15 protein-coding genes are annotated in these 15,804 nt (G+C 67.2%); 6 read left to right on the top strand and 9 right to left on the bottom strand.

Features of this window, described 5'->3' with window-relative positions:
* Positions 1-25: 25 nt before the first annotated feature.
* On the bottom strand, positions 26-850 hold the full coding sequence (locus tag ACQEVI_RS02105) for a transposase family protein (protein ID WP_432894014.1): 825 nt from the start codon (positions 848-850) through the stop codon (positions 26-28).
* 367 nt (positions 851-1,217) lie between these two features.
* The gene (locus tag ACQEVI_RS02100; RefSeq protein WP_432894158.1) at positions 1,218-1,679 is read right to left on the bottom strand and encodes a hypothetical protein; all 462 of its coding nucleotides are present in this window, start codon (positions 1,677-1,679) and stop codon (positions 1,218-1,220) included.
* A gap of 118 nt (positions 1,680-1,797) precedes the next feature.
* Between ACQEVI_RS02100 and ACQEVI_RS02095 the strand changes: the two genes are divergently transcribed.
* On the top strand, positions 1,798-2,646 hold the full coding sequence (locus ACQEVI_RS02095) for a 1-aminocyclopropane-1-carboxylate deaminase/D-cysteine desulfhydrase (protein WP_432894156.1): 849 nt from the start codon (positions 1,798-1,800) through the stop codon (positions 2,644-2,646).
* Here the strand turns inward: ACQEVI_RS02095 and ACQEVI_RS02090 are convergent.
* Positions 2,643-3,674 (bottom strand): helix-turn-helix domain-containing protein, encoded by a 1,032-nt coding sequence (locus ACQEVI_RS02090; RefSeq protein WP_432894154.1) that lies wholly within the window; start codon positions 3,672-3,674, stop codon positions 2,643-2,645. The two genes, ACQEVI_RS02095 and ACQEVI_RS02090, sit on opposite strands and share 4 nt — an antisense overlap.
* A gap of 94 nt (positions 3,675-3,768) precedes the next feature.
* Here ACQEVI_RS02090 and ACQEVI_RS02085 point away from each other — a divergent pair, with 94 nt between their 5' ends.
* Both ACQEVI_RS02085 and ACQEVI_RS02080 read left to right on the top strand, forming a co-directional pair.
* A complete protein-coding gene (locus tag ACQEVI_RS02085) occupies positions 3,769-4,626 on the top strand; it encodes an HAD family hydrolase (protein ID WP_432894152.1) in 858 nt (285 codons plus the stop codon).
* An 82-nt stretch (positions 4,627-4,708) separates the two neighbouring features.
* Entirely contained in the window at positions 4,709-5,545 is an 837-nt protein-coding gene (locus ACQEVI_RS02080) for an HAD family hydrolase (RefSeq protein WP_432894150.1), read from the top strand.
* On the opposite strand, the gene ACQEVI_RS02075 is transcribed toward ACQEVI_RS02080, so the two are convergent.
* On the bottom strand, positions 5,537-6,106 hold the full coding sequence (locus tag ACQEVI_RS02075; protein ID WP_432894148.1) for a helix-turn-helix domain-containing protein: 570 nt from the start codon (positions 6,104-6,106) through the stop codon (positions 5,537-5,539). The genes ACQEVI_RS02080 and ACQEVI_RS02075 overlap by 9 nt on opposite strands.
* A 46-nt stretch (positions 6,107-6,152) precedes the next feature.
* Here ACQEVI_RS02075 and ACQEVI_RS02070 point away from each other — a divergent pair, with 46 nt between their 5' ends.
* Both ACQEVI_RS02070 and ACQEVI_RS02065 read left to right on the top strand, forming a co-directional pair.
* The gene (locus ACQEVI_RS02070) at positions 6,153-6,677 is read left to right on the top strand and encodes an N-acetyltransferase family protein (protein WP_432894146.1); all 525 of its coding nucleotides are present in this window, start codon (positions 6,153-6,155) and stop codon (positions 6,675-6,677) included.
* 305 nt (positions 6,678-6,982) lie between these two features.
* Entirely contained in the window at positions 6,983-9,157 is a 2,175-nt protein-coding gene (locus ACQEVI_RS02065) for a DEAD/DEAH box helicase (protein WP_432894144.1), read from the top strand.
* Positions 9,158-9,265: 108 nt separating this feature from the next.
* Here the strand turns inward: ACQEVI_RS02065 and ACQEVI_RS02060 are convergent, their stop codons facing one another.
* Positions 9,266-10,048, bottom strand: coding sequence for an NPP1 family protein (locus ACQEVI_RS02060; protein ID WP_432894142.1), 783 nt, complete (start codon positions 10,046-10,048; stop codon positions 9,266-9,268).
* 170 nt (positions 10,049-10,218) lie between these two features.
* Positions 10,219-10,956 carry a phosphotransferase family protein gene (locus ACQEVI_RS02055; RefSeq protein ID WP_432894140.1) on the bottom strand — a complete coding sequence of 246 codons (738 nt, stop codon included), beginning with the start codon at positions 10,954-10,956 and terminating at the stop codon, positions 10,219-10,221.
* A 408-nt stretch (positions 10,957-11,364) separates the two neighbouring features.
* Between ACQEVI_RS02055 and ACQEVI_RS02050 the strand changes: the two genes are divergently transcribed.
* Complete coding sequence (locus ACQEVI_RS02050) at positions 11,365-12,978, top strand: cellulase family glycosylhydrolase (protein WP_432894138.1); 1,614 nt, start codon at positions 11,365-11,367, stop codon at positions 12,976-12,978.
* A 170-nt stretch (positions 12,979-13,148) separates the two neighbouring features.
* Here ACQEVI_RS02050 and ACQEVI_RS02045 read toward each other — a convergent pair whose 3' ends face one another.
* From ACQEVI_RS02045 to ACQEVI_RS02035, 3 genes are all read right to left on the bottom strand, one after another.
* The gene (locus tag ACQEVI_RS02045) at positions 13,149-13,667 is read right to left on the bottom strand and encodes a hypothetical protein (protein ID WP_432894136.1); all 519 of its coding nucleotides are present in this window, start codon (positions 13,665-13,667) and stop codon (positions 13,149-13,151) included.
* 69 nt (positions 13,668-13,736) lie between these two features.
* Complete coding sequence (locus tag ACQEVI_RS02040) at positions 13,737-15,041, bottom strand: RICIN domain-containing protein (protein WP_432894134.1); 1,305 nt, start codon at positions 15,039-15,041, stop codon at positions 13,737-13,739.
* A 250-nt stretch (positions 15,042-15,291) separates the two neighbouring features.
* Complete coding sequence (locus tag ACQEVI_RS02035) at positions 15,292-15,732, bottom strand: hypothetical protein (RefSeq protein WP_432894132.1); 441 nt, start codon at positions 15,730-15,732, stop codon at positions 15,292-15,294.
* Positions 15,733-15,804: the final 72 nt, after the last annotated feature.

The raw sequence follows: 15,804 nt of genomic DNA, 5'->3' as shown, positions 1-15,804 counted from the left end.
CAGCGGTTCGTACTCAGAGCCCTATTCAGCGCGTGAGTCGGTAGAACTCCAGGTTGGTGATCATGTGGATGATGCTTGGTAGTTCGGCCAGTCGGCCGCGGTAGCCGGCTGAGAGGATCTTCCACTGTTTGAGCAGGGCGATCGCGCGTTCGACCGGTGCTCGGAGGCTGGCGATGTGCCGGTTCCATGCTTTGTCAGCGGTGCTGCGTGGGATGCCGGTGGTCTTCTTGCGCGGGGTCAGGCGGGTGTGCTTGACGTAGGCGGTGTCGGCCAGCACCGCGACCACGCGCTCGGCCCGGGCGGTGGTGATTTGGCCGGCCCATCCGACCTCGTCCAGGGCCCGCGAGTCGTGCCGGGAGCCGCGTACGGGCACGGAGACGTCGGCCAGTGTCCCGTCTCGGAAGGCCGCGACCTGAACGCCCAGCGCCTGCTTCTTGTGCTTGGCGTTGAAGTTCGTCGTCCCGGTCCCGGCACGGTTGCCGGTCGGGATCGGGGTGCCGTCGACCAGCACCGTCCCGCGCGCCAGTGCGTCGGCCAGACGGGTGCGGTCCAGTGCGGTGACCTGTCCGAGCAGCGGCAGTAGGTACCGCCAGATCCGCGAGACCGTGGCCTGAGAGATGCCGAACAGGTCTCCGGTCAGCTGCTGAGCGAGGTTGTGCCGCGCTTTGAGGAGCACCAGCGTCACCGCTGTGCCGAACGGCAGCACGAAGTCGTACCTCTGATCCGGTGGCCGGTTCTGGTGGACCTGCCATGCGCGGGCGATCAGCTCGGTCGTCTGGGCAGGCGTCAGCCCGCAAGTACTCTTGTAGCGCATCGGCCCTTCGATCGGCTCGGAACCTGGCGTAGACAACCTGGATCCAACCGAACGCAAGGGCCGTTGCGCTACCTGCCGAAACTTGCCCCTGACCAGCAACGACGCAGGTCAGGACGTGAAGCACTCATAAGACCCTCGACGCCCCTGAATAGGGCTCTCAGGCAGCATGTCGTCTCCTACATGTCTGGGCCAACCTCGGTCGGGCAAGCATCCCAAGTGGAGCCGACATGGCACGAGTGCCGGGCGGTAGCACGGAGCCCACCGCTGAGTGTCGTGCAATTTTCACGCAAGATCAGAACAAAGTGGACCGCACCCTCTGAGAGAGTGCGGGCCGCTTCGTAACCGCAGCTCACACGGTGTTTTTGCGCGGCTCCGACCGGCGTCGATTCGGTGACCTTTCGATTCAATCGGTTTCGGACGCCTGCGGGCTCCTGCTGTACTGCTTCAGCGTCGCATCGTCCGTTGCGACGTCCATCAGATCGAGCGCCCAGGGCCCGGAGTCGACATGGAGCTCCTTGTCGAAGCCCACCCACTTGCCGGCCATGCTGCGGCCGGTTTGATCAACGACGAGCTGTAGCGCTCCGTGGTAGACCGCTCCCCGGTAGTAGCCGTCGACGGCTGTGTGCTCGGTCCAGGTGCCCGTTGCGATCGGTCCGCGCAAGGTCAGTGACAGGGACACGGGGGAGTCATTGGAGTCCGGAAGGCTCTCCACGGTGAGTTGATCGCCGTCCTGCCGGACGACCACGTAGTGGTGCTGCGTGATCGGACCGCGCCCTGTGCTCTCGTAGGTGTAGTGGCTGTGCCAGACGCCGCCCACGGCGAGCTGCTCCGGACTGCCCTGGCCAGACTGTTCCTCGTTCGCCATTCGGCAAGTCTGGCGGAGATTGGCTCCGACGTCAGCGGGCATTGTGGAGTCATCGTGGGCTGCGTGCCAGACTGCCGACATGCCTGGGCCCGCACTGCAGCTACCGTCACCGGTCCAGGTGCTTGACGACGAGCGCCTCGACGCGGCTGGCGTGCGGCTGTTGCTCAAGCGGGACGACCTGATCCACCCGGACTTGCCGGGCAACAAGTGGCGCAAGCTGAAGTACAACCTCGAAGCTGCCCGGGCCGCTGGTGCTCCGCGGTTGCTGACGTTCGGCGGCGCCTACTCCAACCACATCCGGGCGGTCGCGGCGGCGGGTGCGCTGTTCGGGTTCGAAACGGTCGGTGTGATCCGCGGCGAGGAACATGACCCGCTGAACCCGTCGCTCCAGTTCGCCGTGGATCGCGGCATGCACCTGGTCTATCTGGATCGTCAGACATACCGGCGCAAGACAGAGCCAGATGTGACCGATCAACTGCGCGCGGAGTTCGGGGACTTCTATCTGGTGCCAGAGGGCGGCAGCAACGCCTTGGCTGTACGTGGGTGCGCCGAGCTCGTAGGTGAGATCACCGAGGAATTCGACGTCATCTGCTGTGGTGTCGGCACCGGTGGAACCCTGGCCGGTATCGCGGCAGGGCTAGCGCCCGGACAGCAGGCGATCGGCTTCTCCTCGCTGAAGGGCGGGGACTTCCTGTCCGACGACGTCGCCGCCCTCCAACGTGCTGAGTCCGGCAAGGTAACCGACAACTGGGCGATCGAGACCGGCTATCACTTCGGCGGGTACGCCAAGACGAAACCGGAGCTGGCTGAGTTCATCGAAGACTTCTGGCTTCGTCACGGGCTGCGCCTGGACTGGGTGTACGTGGCGAAGATGATGTACGGCATCTACGACCTTGCTGCTCGACGGAAGTTCCCCACGGGAACGCGGATCGTTGCAGTGGTCACCGGTCCCAACTTCCAGACTTAGGTTCGGTCGTAGTACTCCCGCTGGGTGCTCTTGCTGATCGAACGTTCCTGCCACGTCAGGGTCCATTCACCGGCATTCACGTTGAATCGGCGTCCAAAGCCGAGCCACATCCCGTGCATGGAACGCCCGCTCGGATCGATCACCATCTGCAGCGCGCCGTGATAGGTGGCGCCGCGATAGTGCCCGTCCGGGGCAGTGGTCTCGCGCCAGGTCCCGGTCGCCACCGGCGGATCGAGGGCGAGCTCCAGTCGGACTTCCGAGCCCGAGGCCTGTGGCAATCCCTGCGCGACCAGTCGCCTGCCCTGTTGGCGTGCCACGAGGTAGTGCTCGTCGACCTGCTCTTCGGCTTGGCTGGAGCTGCGGTACCGGTATCGCGAATGCCAGATCCCTTCGAAGCCACGCTCGCCGACGGACGCTTTTCCGGGTGAGCCGCCCGCTACTTCGTCAGCCATCTGCGTAGAGGCGGCCGCGAGAGACAGACCTGCCGACAGTTTGAGCAGCACCGAGCGGCGCGCGTCCGGCGTACCCAAACGTGCCGCCCACACCGTGGTTGTTCGGGCGAGTTCGCCGATGTCCATTTGGTCTAGTCGGGCCAGAAGGTCTTCTAACCCGCCTTCGGGTGTGTCAGAGGCCAGGCTCTTCGGCACGTTTCGGAGGGCTTGAACGTCGAGGAATGCGCCATCTCGATGCCGGTAGTCGGCGCAGTCGGCGACCAGGTCCGCCAGCGAGCAGTCGTACAACTCTGCGAGCCGCGCCAGTACATCCAGTGACGGTGCGTGACCGGTGGGCGCGGGCCACTGCTCCCAATACGAAAAGTTCTTGAACGTCTTTGGGTCGTTTGGCCAGCGTTCGTTCCACCGATCCGCGGCATCCTGCTGGCTCCATCCGTGCACCATCCGCATGGCTGCCCGGAGATTCACGCCGAACTTTTCAGATAGCACGGTCGCGATCTCGGCCCACGTGCGCTGGTGTGCGCGCAGGTCTGCGACGAGAGCGCGCTGTTCCGCCTTCACGCTGCGTGCCGCCATTGCCAGCTCCCCGATCTCTCCCCGTCAGACAGGGAAATCCTGCCATGAGGATCATGTCTGTGCGGGGTGTTTCGGTCGTAGGTTCGCGCATTGGATGGATGCCATGAGAACCGAACTCCGCGACGGGTCCGTACCTCGTCTCCCTGCGACCGCGTTCGTCGCTCCGATCCTGGCCGCTCTCGACATTGACGGCACTCTCGCGCCTTCGGGAACTGTGCAGATAGCGCACCCCGTGAAGGCCGCCATTGCCCGGTTTCTCACCGCTGGGAATCATGTGGTGCTTGCCTCCGGCCGGTCTCTGACCGGGGTTTTGCCTGTAGCGCGCGAGCTCGGTCTGGACGACGAGTGGGTGATTGCCTCCAACGGTGCGATCACTGCTCGCCTTGACCGGCGTGTGCCGCGCGGCTACGAGCTCGAGGACGTCCAGAACTTCGACCCAGGACCGGTCGTGCAGCTTGCCCGAGCCGTGTTTCCTGGCGTGCGGATGGGTGCCGAACGGGTCGGGTGGGGGTACGACGTCACGCATCTCTTCCCGGCGGGACAGCTCAACGGTGCGCAGCAGATCGTTTCGGCCGACTTTCTGGGGAAGCGGTCCACGACGCGGCTGGTTTTGCGCGGTCCTGGTATCGATCGCCTCGTCGGGCCCGTGCGTGCCGCGGGCCTGACGGCTCTTCTGACGGAGCCGGACTGGGTGGATGTCACCGCTCCTGGCCTGAGCAAGGCGACCGCCCTGGAGAAGGTGCGGGCCAACCTGGGTATAGACCCGGCACGGACGCTCGCGATCGGCGACGGGGAGAACGACCTGGAGATGCTGCGCTGGGCCGCCCGCGGTGTGGCGATGGGGCATGCCTCGGCCGCGGTGCGGGCGGCGGCTGACGAGGTCACCGGAACCCTTGACGAACACGGAGCAGCACTCGCACTTGATGCCATCCCTGCGGCGGAGGATATTTAAACCAGTTTGTCCCGATAAGCAACCCCACTTCCACCCACTGCGTTCCAGCCAGCGTGACCCAGATCTGGAAGCGACGTCGGCCATGAACCATCAGGACACCCTCCAGAACCGCACGATGCTGGCGGCGCTCGACATCGATGGCACCCTCGCGCGGTCCGGCACGACGCAGATCGCGCCGACGGTCAAGGCCGCCGTCGCCCGCTTCCGGACAGACGGGCACCGCGTGGTGCTGGCCTCGGGACGATCCCTGGTCGGGATTCTGCCCATCGCCGTGGAGCTCGGCCTGACCGACGAGTGGGTGATCGCGTCCAACGGCGCGGTCACCGCGCGTCTCGACTCCCGGGTGCCGCGCGGCTACGGGCTGGAAGAGGTGCGGAACTTCGACCCGGGGCCGGTCGTGCGGCTCGCGCGAACCATTCTTCCTGACGTGCGGATCGGCGCCGAACGGGTCGGGTGGGGATACGACGTCACGCATCTTTTCCCGACGGGACAGCTCAACGGCGCCCAGCAGATCGTCTCGGCCGACTTGCTGGGGGAGCGGTCCACGACACGGCTCGTCGTGCGTGGCCCCGGCGTCGGTCGCCTCGTCGATCCTGTGCGCGCCACCGGTCTGACTGCCCTTCTGACGGAGCCGGACTGGGTGGATGTCACTGCTCCCGGCCTGAGCAAGGCGACCGCCCTGGAGAAGGTGCGGGCCAACCTCGGCGTGGAGCCGGCACTGACTCTCGCGGTCGGCGACGGGGAGAACGATCTGGAGATGCTTCGCTGGGCGGCCCGCGGCGTGGCGATGGGACACGCCTCGGCAGTGGTGCGGGAGGCGGCGGACGCGGTCACCGGAACCCTTGACCAGCACGGGGCCGCTACCGCGCTGGACGCACACCGGCCCCTCGGTCTGGCGGTCACCTTGCCGTCACAGTGAACCTCTTGGACGCATGATCAGTGCGGCGACGTAGTAGGTGCACGGTTCGTCGTCAGGGTTGGCGTAGGCGTGCGCCACGTCGGCGGCGAAGTAGACCGAGTCCCCGGCGGAGAGGTCCGTGACCTCGTCGGCGAGACGGAGCCGTAACGTACCTGTCTCCACGACGACGAACTCGTGCGAGCCTGGCGCGTAGGCGGGAAACTCGCCGGCGTCGCAGCCGCCCGGCAAGGTGGTGCGGATCCACTCGAAGTTCACCCCGGGAACGACGGGGCTGACGATGGTCCGGAACCACCCGCCGGGTTCTGCGACCATGTCCTGATCGGCGGCCCGGCGAACGATCACGCGGCGCGGCTCGACGTCGTCGATGAGGTCGGCCAGGCCGATGCCGAGGCCGTCGGCGATACGGGACAGCACCACGACGGTGGGAGCCTTCTGCCCGCGTTCCACCGAGGACAGCATGCTGACGCTCACCTCTGTCGCGGACGCCAGCTCGGCCAGAGTCATGCCCCGGTCGTGGCGCAGGCCCTGGACACGGATACCCAGCTTCACAAGGTCAAACATTTCGCTATAATAACCGCACGATTCACTATAGCGAAAAGAGTCTGCTGTGCCCGCGTCCCCGACCGAAGTCCGCCCCGTGGAGCCCGCCTCGTCCGACCTCACCGCCGTGGCGAGGATCATGGCGCACTACGTCGAGCACACCGTCGCGACCTTCAGCGAGGTCCCACCGACCGCGGAGGAGTGGGCGCAGCGGCACTCGGACCTGAGGGCGGAGGGTTTCCCGTTCCTGGTCGCCGAGGCGGCAGGGGAGGTGCTCGGCTTCGCCTACGTCGCGCCGTGGCGCTCCAGGTCCGCGTACCGCTACACGGTCGAGAACACCATCTATCTCGCCCCTGCCGCGACCGGTCGCGGCATCGGCACCACGCTGCTCGCGGAGCTGATCGACCAGGCCACCGCGGCCGGATGCCGCCAGATGGTCGCCGTCATCGCCGACACCGGTAGTCCGGCGTCGGCCGCGCTGCACCGCCGCCTCGGCTTCGTCGACGTCGGCCGGCTGCACGCGGTCGGACTCAAGCACGGCCGCTGGATCGACACGCAGCTCATGCAACGTGACCTGACGACGTCCCCGTGAGCCTCGTTCCCGCCCCCCATCGAACCGAGGCGGGGTGTCCGGCGGTAGACTCCTGGTTCTCCGGCAATCAAGCCGGGCGACGACCGTGCCCGCGATGGTTCGCGGAGACAACCGGCGGCGTGTCACCATCGGCGTGAGCACGCGGCCGCAGGCGGGGAAGTTACGCGGTGAACCGGCGGCCGATCGGAGCGTCCTGGCCCGGGGCTACGTGCCTCACGAGCCAGCTGTCCGACGTCCGACCGGTCCTCGGTGTGGGCGTAGCCCGTAGCGCCGCCGTCGTGTACGGATGCAGCGAAGGAGTAGATGTGGCACCACCAGGCCAACGCCGGTCCGGTCGCACGCGAACCGGATCTGGCGGCCAGCGGGCCGGATCCGGCGGCCAGCGCCGCCGCGCCCAGCGGCCCGCCGAGCAGGGGATGATCCCGGTGCTCGCGGAGGTCGCCCGCGAGGTCGACGGCGCGGTGCGGAGACCGCCGACGCGACCGGCGGTCCGCACGAAGTTCCAGGTCGTCGCGCTGCTCATGCGTGAGGAACGAGCCCGGCTCAAGGCCGACGGCGCCCTCACCGACAACAAGCGGAACCAGCAGCTCAAGCGGCTCGACGAGGTCGCGACGCTGCTGGCGAGGATCGCCGCCCGGGACACCTCGCTGCTCGAGCTGCTCGCCGAGGACGCCAAGGTCTCCGACGCGGCACGCGCCTACAAGGCGACCATGATGCGCGCCGGTGGCCTGGAGCCGCCGGAAGAGCCGCCGCCTGCCCCGCCGGCCGCGCCGGCGCCCGGTGCCGAGAAGCGGGTGGTGCCCCGCTCGGTGATCTCCCGCCAGCTCGCGAACCCGTTCCTCGCCCCGGACTTCGAGGCCGCGGCCGAACGGGTGGCCCCGAAGGTCCGCCGGCTGGCCGGCTGGGAGCTGCTCGAGCCGCTGTTCCGCTCCTTCGAGTACGCCGGCGCCGGCGCACCCGCCTGCATGCCGCTGCCCGAGCCCCGCTCGCTGTCCGCCCGCCACGGCCGGGAGCTGATGCGGCACCAGGCCCAGGTCGTCGAGGCCACCGCACGCGGGCACCGCACCTTCCTGCTCGCCGACGAGCCCGGGCTCGGCAAGACCGCCCAGGCGCTGCTCGCCGCCCAGGCGGCGGACGCCTACCCGCTGCTGGTCGTGGCGCCCAACGTGGTCAAGACGAACTGGGCGCACGAGGTCGGGATGTGGACGCCGCAGCGCCGGGCGACCGTCGTCCACGGCGACGGCGAGCAGATCGACGGGTTCGCGGACGTCGTGATCGTGAACTACGAGCTCCTGGACCGGCACATCGGCTGGCTCGGCGACCTCGGGTTCCGCGGCATGGTCGTCGACGAGGCGCACTTCATCAAGAACAAGGGCTCCCAGCGCTCCCAGCACGTGCTCGCCGTCTCCGAGCGGATCCGCGCCCGGACCGCGCGGCCGCTCCTGATGGCGCTCACCGGCACCCCGCTGATCAACGACATCGAGGACTTCCGGGCGATCTGGCAGTTCCTCGGCTGGATCGACGACACGAAGCCGCTCGCCTCGCTGTTGACCGCCCTCGAGGGCACCGAGCTCACACCGGCCGACCCCGGTTTCTACGCCGCGGCCAGGACCAGCGTCATCGACATGGGCATCGTGCGCCGCCGCAAGGCCGACGTCGTCGCCGACATCCCCGCCCGCCGGGTGGCGGACCTGCCGGTCGAGCTCGACGGCGCGGCCGGCCGCTCGATCCGTGCCGCCGAGGCGGCGCTCGCCGAGCGCCTGGTGAGCCGCTACCGGTCCGCCGTGCAGGCGCGCGCCGAGAGCTCCGTCACGAGCGACGTCGTCGAGGGTGAGCTCGACCTGGACCTCGCGCGCCGGGTCGCGGCGGCAGAGCTGAAGGACTCCAGCTCGCGGGCCGACGGCGAGAACGTGTTCAGCATGGTCCGTCGGATCGGCCAGGCGAAGGCCGGGCTGGCCGCCGACTACGCCGCACAGCTGGCCCGCAACGTCGGCAAGGTGGTGTTCTTCGCCAAGCACGTCGACGTCATGGATCAGGCCGAGAAGACCTTCGCGGACCGCGGCATCGGCTACGCCTCGATCCGCGGCGACCAGACGCCGAAGACGCGCGAGAAGAACATCACCGCGTTCACGAGCGACCCCGACGTGTCGATAGCGGTCTGCTCCCTGACGGCCGCCGGAGTGGGGCTGAACCTCCAGGTCGCCTCCAACCTGGTGCTGGCCGAGCTGTCCTGGACCTACGCCGAGCAGACCCAGGCCATCGACCGGATCCACCGGATCGGCCAGGCCGAACCTGTCACGGCCTGGCGGATCATCGCCGCCCAGACGATCGACTCCACCATCGCGGAGCTGATCGACAGCAAGTCAGGGCTGGCCGCCAGGGCGCTGGACGGGGCGGGGGACGACGACGTCGCATCATCCACCGACGTCCAGCTCGAGGCTCTCGTCACGCTCCTCACCGACGCTCTCGGGTCCCGCTAGGGACCAGGCGGGTGGTCGGCAGAATGTCAGGTGATCGGCATTCCGGATTACCGATCACCTGACATTCTGCCGACCACGGGGTTCGCTCCGCTGCGGCTACGACTCGGGTCAGAAGGTGCTGGGGTTGAACGGTATGCCGGACGGCTTGGCACGGCTCAGCTCGGTCCCGAACCTGCTGTCCTGCAGCGGGAAGTTGGCTTTGCCCCACGACGAGTTGTTCAGCGTGTTGCGCAGGCCGGCATCGAGCCGGTCCCAGCCGACCAGTGCGGGCTCGTCCCAGCCACCGTCGCCCCAGGCCTCCGGCCGCTCACCGGACTTGGCGAACCGCATGGAGTGAGTGTCGATGCCGCCGCCCTTGTGGTAGACCGCCTTGACGCGCGCGCCGCTCTTCTCCGAGATGCTGTTCCACGCCTTGGTCTCGTACTCGCCGTGGCCGGACACGGAGATGTAGGCGGGTGTGCCCGCGCCCTGCTGTACCCAGACCACGACGCCCTCCCAGTCATGGCGGTGCGACGTCGACGTGCAGCCGGCACAGCTCATGTCCTTCTCGAAGTACAGGGAGTAGGCGATCGCGCACCAGCCGTTGTTGCACGTGGCTCGCGAATAGGTGTTGGCCTTGCCGAGGTGGCCGCTCCGGCACTGGCCGGTGACCGGGCCGCTGTCGTCGAGGCCGCCGTTGAGCCTGCCGCTGCTGTCGATGGCCGCGGCGGGGAAGCAGCTGTCGCCGTCGTAGTCGAAGTAGGGCTGGAAGGTCCGCTGGAAGTCCGTGGCGTTCGGCGGCAGCGGGTTCAGCACGGCGGCGGAGGCGACGGTCGGCATGCTGACGATCAGCAGGGCCGCGCCGATCATGGCCAGGAGGGTCCTGGCCAGGCGGGACGTTCTTGAGCTCACTGCAGCAAACATGATGGTTTCTCCGAATCAGTTGCACTGCGTCCGAGACTTCTTACCGGGCCTGCCGACACTGGCAGTCGATGCTGTCTGACGGTCTACCAGGACATGACGTCCTAATGTCAAGACAATGTACACAGGGTGAAAGTCCGTGTCACCCCCCGGATTTCGTCTCACATGCCGGCGCGCAGCACGTCGATCTCGCAGCCCGGCGCGGCCGGGTCGAAGCCGTGCTCGACCAGCCAGCGGATGGCCACCAGGCTGCGCAGCGACCACCACCCACGGACCACGTCGAGGTCGACGTCGGTGCCGTAGCCGGCGACGACGTCGTCGAGGCGGTCCTCGTTCCCGAGCGTCAGGATGGCGAGGTCGAACAGGGCGTCGCCCTGGCTCGCCTCTGACCAGTCGATGACGCCGGTGACCTCGTCGCCCTCGACGAAGACGTGGGCGAGCTGCAGGTCGCCGTGCACGAACACGGGTGTCCACGGCCGCAGCGCAGCCTCGGCGACCTGCCGGTTGCGCGTGACCAGGTCCGCGGGAAGGGTGCCGCTGGTGACGAGCCACTCGCACTCGCCGTCAAGCTCCGAGGCGAGCTCGTCGATGCTCCGGCCGGGCCAGGGCGGCAGGGGAGAGTCGTGCAGCTTCCGCACGACGGCGCCCGCGGCGGCCCATGCGGTCGACGACGCGGGCGACGGTTCGCCGAGGCGGCCGAGCGCAGTCCCGGGGAGAGCGGCGAGCGCGAGCACGGGCGGCTTGCGCCAGAGGATCTCCGGGGTCGGGACCGGCGCCATGGCCATCGCCTGCACCTCGACGTCGGTGCGCGTCTGGTCACCGTCGATCTTCAGGAACGTGTCGCCGACGCGTAGGGTCGCGCACGCCTGATGGGCGACGACGACCTTCACCTCTTCCATGCCGGCCATGATCGCGTGGGGCTGCCGCCGGAGTCACCGGATTTGTTCGCGAGCGGCTGCGCGGCCGACCGTGCCGCGGCAATCTGTGCTCGAAGCGCTTCGATGAGGAACTTCTTGAATCGATGGCGATCGGATCGGCCTTCGAGATCGATTTCGCAAAAATCGAGGGTTGCGCGCTTTCGGACGAAAGTCATATCGTGTTGAAGCGCTTCGAGGGAATGACCCCGTCGAAGTAAATCCACCAGTGCGCGAAGAAGCGCACATCGTGAAGTTGCCATGGAAGAAGCTCGCCGTACCGGCGGCGAGGCCGGCACTGTCGCCGAGCCTCACCGTCCCTGCCGACGAGTCCAACAAGTAGCTCGTTCGAGGCCAGTTCGGCCGGATCGAGCCTCGACGAAAGGAGCAGCGATGCCTCTTGTGAGACGAGCATCCTTCAAACGTCTGATCACCTGTCTTGTCGCCGCGATGATGGTGGTCGGCGTATCCACCACCAGCCTGGCGACCCGGGCGTCGGCCGACACCGTGACGCCGCTGAACGCGGCACAGATCGTCGCCGAGATGGGCGCCGGCTGGAACCTTGGGAACAGCCTGGAAGCCAGCTCCAACGGGAACCCGAGCGAGACCGCCTGGAACAACCCGACCGTGACCCAGGCCCAGATCGACAGGGTGCGTGCTGCGGGGTTCAAGACGATCCGGATCCCGGTGTCCTACTTGAACACCATAGGTTCTGCCCCGAACTACACGATCAACTCGGCTTGGCTGAACAGGATTCAGCAAGTTGTCGACTACGCCTACAACCGGGGCATGTACGTCGTCATCAACATGCATGGTGACGGCTACAAGAACGTCCCCGGCTCGTGGCTGATCTGTGACTCGTCCAACCAGACGGCGATCAAGGCCAAGTATCAGAAGGCGTGGCAGCAGATCGCCACAAGGTTCCAGAACTACGACCAGCGCCTGATCCTGGAGTCGATGAACGAGAACTTCGACGGGCAGTTCGGCAACCCCACGCAGCCGTGCTACTCGAACATCAACAGCTACAACCAGATCTTCGTCGACACCGTCCGGCAGGCCGGCGGGAACAACAGCTCGAGGTGGCTGCTCGTCCCCGGTTGGAACACGAACATCGACTACACCACGGGGAACTACGGCTTCGTGATCCCGACGGACAACCACCGGTCCTCCTCCATCCCCAGCAACGAGCGACGGATCATGATCTCCGTGCACTACTACGCTCCGTGGGACTTCGCCGGCGAGGAGAATGGCAACATCACCCAGTGGGGTCCTAACGCCACCAATTCGTCGAGAACGTCCACCTGGGGGCAGGAGGATTACCTGGACTCGCAGCTGAAGAAGACCTACGACGCCTTCGTCACTCGCGGGTACCCGGTCGTCGTCGGCGAGTACGGCTCGATCGACAAGTCGTCACACGACTCGTCGAACAACCGTTACCGCCAGGACTTCGCGCGCATGCTGGTGGCCACCGCGAAGAAGTACGGGGCCAGCACCATCTACTGGGACAACGGCGTCAACGGGCAGTACGGGTTCGGGCTATTCAACCGGTCGGCCAACTCGGTGACCCAGCAGGGCATCATCGACGCCATCATGAGCGGCCTTGGTGGCACGGGCCAGCCGTCCGGCTCGACGGCGATCAGGGGAGCGGCATCGAACCGCTGCGTGGACATCCCGAACTCCTCGACGACGAACGGGACGCAGGCGCAGCTGTGGGACTGCTGGCAAGGCGCCGGCCAGGCATACGCCCGCACCTCCGCCGGTGAGCTGAAGGTCAACGGCAAGTGCCTCGAGGCGGCGGGCTGGGGCACGGCCAACGGCACCAAGGCCGCGATCTGGGACTGCACGGGCGGTGCGAACCAGCGCTGGAACGTGAACACCAACGGCACCATCACCAACGTTCACAACGGGCTCTGCCTCGACGCCAACGCCGGAGGCACTGCCAACGGCACGCAGATCATCCTCTGGGCCTGCAACGGCGGCAGCAACCAACGCTGGACCCTCGCATAGCGACCGCATAGGCGCCGGCCGAATACGGCGGCCTCCGGCCTGGGGCGGCACCGCGACGCGGTGCCGCCCTTGCCATCGTCCTGTTGCCCGACGATCGCGGCTGGAGCTCCAGCGGAACATGTCGGGGGAGACCTTGGCTGAGATCGACGAGACGGCACGTGGATCACACGCTATGTCCGTGCAGGGCGGGAGGACGGCGGCATACCGCTGAAGCGTTCGACCTCGGCGATCACCTCGTCAGCGGGGGCGTCGAGGTCGTCGACGCCGAAGCGAATCGGCGACCCGGGTTCGATCGGCCTGCCGTGCTCGTCGTTGAGCTCGGAGTCGAGATAGGCCTCCCGAACGTTCGGTTCGAGTCTCCGGAGGATCGCTTCTGGGTGCCGCACGGTGACGAGCACGAGAAGCTCGTCGACCTCTTCGTGGGTGTCGTCGGGTTCGTCCGGGTCGCGCTCCTCCTCGGTGAGCTCGTAGAGGCCGTGATGGCGGTAGACCTCCCAGGAGACGACGTCGGTCCAGCGGACCCGGAGCCCGCCCCAGGCGGTGAAGCCGCCGTCGTCCAGCAGGAGCACGGGCTCGGGTGCTGGTTGTCGGCGTCGCAGGACGGCCTGGACGATGACTGAGACGAGGGGCAACGGTCGTGCGAGACGTGCTGATCCAGGCAGGGCGAGATAGAACTCTCGAGACGACATGCGTGGAATCTATCGGCCGCCGAACGGCGTCGGCCCCGTGTGGGTACCGACGCCGTCCGGTGTCTCAGGTCAGGCGGTGGCGCGCAGCCACTGCTGGTTGTTGCCGCCGTTGCAGGGGTAGATCTTCAGGATCGTGCCGTTCGACGTCGACAGTCCAGGGACGTCGACGCACTTGCCGGTGCGCCGGTCGACGATCTCGACGTAGCCGTTGCTCGTGTTCCGCAGCGTGAACTGCTGGTTGGTGCCGCTGTGGCAGTCGTACTGCACGAGCTCGGACCCGTCCGCGGTGCCGGAGACATCGAGACACTTGTTGGAATGGACGGAGCGGAGCCGGACGTAGCCGGAGCCGGCGTCCTCGAAGGTCCAGCGCTGCCAGTTCTCCCCGTTCCACGCGTACTGGCCGACACGGGCGTTGTTGTTCAGGTTGGGGTTCTGGACGTCCATGACCAGGCCGCTGTGCCGGTTGGTGACGCGTTCGCCGGATGCCCCGGCGTAGGTCGTGTCGAGGATGACGGTGCCGTGCCGGCAGCCGGCGCAGCCGACCTGGGACAGGCCGCTCCAGGACGTGAGGTCGGAGCTCGTGGAGGTCCACATGCCGCCGTTGGTGTACCGGTCGATGTAGGCGCGGTACGTACCGTCCGCCTGCTGCACGACCGAGGGGCCCTCATGGTGCTGCTGCCACAGGTTCCCCTGGTTGGTCCAGGTGGTGAAGTTGGTCGACGTCCACCGCTCGATCCACTTGGAGGTCTCGTTCTTCACGAACGCGTGGTAGGTCGAGCCGCGCTTCACGATGTACGTGTCGATGTGGTTGGCGGGGATACCGAGCTGGGTCGGGCCGCTCCACGAGGTCAGACCGCTGTTCTGGGCGGTGTACACGTACGGCACGAACTGGTGGTTCGAGGTGCCGAGGCTGACGACGACGCGGACCGTGCCGCCCTCGACGTAGAACTCGGGAGCCCAGGTGTAGGCCGTGCCGCTGACGCCGGCCGGGACGGAGGCCACATGCGTCCAGTTCCGCAGGTCCGTGCTGCGCGCGATGTTGAAGTGCGTGGACTGCGTGGTCCAGGACTGGACCGTGTACGCGATGTAGTAGGTGCCGCCCGACTTGATGATGCTCGGGTCGCGCAGCGCGCCCGAGGGGCCTCGGTAGTTGGTGTCCGCGAGGGGGCTGAAGCTGGTCGCGTTCGAGGAGGTGTAGACCCACAGCTCCTGGTCGGCGGCGGCGTCGCCCTTGAACGTGGTGTAGATGTACGCGGTCGCCGCCTGGGCCGGAGGTGCGTTCACGACCTGGGCGACGGACAGGGCGATGGCGAGTGCTGCGAGGAAGGCGAGCAGTCTGTGGCCTGCCTGGAGGGTGGGGACGGCGTGTGTCATGTGGACTCCTTTGTCTCGTGCCTGACGGGGCCAGAGGCCGTCGGTCGGGGCCGCGCCACGACGTCGGCGGCGTTGCCGATGCGCAGCTACGTTCACGTCTCTCCTCGTCGAGAGCGGATGTGAACGTTAACATCCCAGTAAATTCTTCCGGCCCTGCGACTGCGTGTCAATGGCTCGTGACGGGCGAACGAGGCAGCGGAAAGGGCTTCCGGCCCGGACACCGCGATCAAGGTGTCCGGGTCGGAAGGTCTTAGCAGATGTCGAGGTGAGTGAAGTCGTACGTCGCCCAGTCCGGGAACGTGCGGATGCTGCCGTCCGCAGGGGCATGGAACTGGTAGTTGGGACCCCGGAACCAGACCTCGGCGCCGCCCGTCTGGTTGTTGCGGACGGAGAGCGCGTCGACGAAGTTCGAGAGCGTCCGCGTGTCGCACTGGAACAGGTGGAAGATGCTGTGCCCGCCGTCGCCCTCACCAACCGCCACGCAGGCGATCCCGGACGCCCAGGAGCAGATGGCCAGCTCCGAGTCCACCTCGCTGGTCGGCACACCCCGCCTTACCCACTCGCCCGAGAGCAGCGGGTAGATCTGCGGTGTCCATGCGGCCGTTCCGACCGTGGCGGTCGGCTCCGCCGGTGTTGCCGGTGTTGCTGCCTGCGCCGTCAGCGGAACGACGAGGACCGCTGCCGCGATCATCGTCGTGACCGTTCTAGCCGCCCGCTTTCCGATACTTCTCAGTCTCATGGATCTCCTCAGTCGCAACCAGTG

Source organism: Promicromonospora sp. CA-289599, assembly GCF_050936155.1.
In the GTDB taxonomy this organism is placed as follows: Bacteria; Actinomycetota; Actinomycetes; order Actinomycetales; family Cellulomonadaceae; genus Promicromonospora.
This window is presented reverse-complemented; position numbering and strand designations above follow the sequence as displayed.

What these genes read in the sequence shown, in the direction of transcription:
- ACQEVI_RS02100 (WP_432894158.1), bottom strand. Translation starts at nt 1,679, where the DNA reads ATGGCGAACGAGGAACAGTCTGGCCAGGGCAGTCCGGAGCAGCTCGCC.
- ACQEVI_RS02090 (WP_432894154.1), bottom strand. Translation starts at nt 3,674, where the DNA reads ATGGCGGCACGCAGCGTGAAGGCGGAACAGCGCGCTCTCGTCGCAGAC.
- ACQEVI_RS02085 (WP_432894152.1), top strand. Translation starts at nt 3,769, where the DNA reads ATGGATGCCATGAGAACCGAACTCCGCGACGGGTCCGTACCTCGTCTC.
- ACQEVI_RS02080 (WP_432894150.1), top strand. Translation starts at nt 4,709, where the DNA reads ATGAACCATCAGGACACCCTCCAGAACCGCACGATGCTGGCGGCGCTC.
- ACQEVI_RS02075 (WP_432894148.1), bottom strand. Translation starts at nt 6,106, where the DNA reads ATGTTTGACCTTGTGAAGCTGGGTATCCGTGTCCAGGGCCTGCGCCAC.
- ACQEVI_RS02055 (WP_432894140.1), bottom strand. Translation starts at nt 10,956, where the DNA reads ATGGAAGAGGTGAAGGTCGTCGTCGCCCATCAGGCGTGCGCGACCCTA.
- ACQEVI_RS02050 (WP_432894138.1), top strand. Translation starts at nt 11,365, where the DNA reads ATGCCTCTTGTGAGACGAGCATCCTTCAAACGTCTGATCACCTGTCTT.
- ACQEVI_RS02045 (WP_432894136.1), bottom strand. Translation starts at nt 13,667, where the DNA reads ATGTCGTCTCGAGAGTTCTATCTCGCCCTGCCTGGATCAGCACGTCTC.
- ACQEVI_RS02040 (WP_432894134.1), bottom strand. Translation starts at nt 15,041, where the DNA reads ATGACACACGCCGTCCCCACCCTCCAGGCAGGCCACAGACTGCTCGCC.
- ACQEVI_RS02035 (WP_432894132.1), bottom strand. Translation starts at nt 15,732, where the DNA reads ATGATCGCGGCAGCGGTCCTCGTCGTTCCGCTGACGGCGCAGGCAGCA.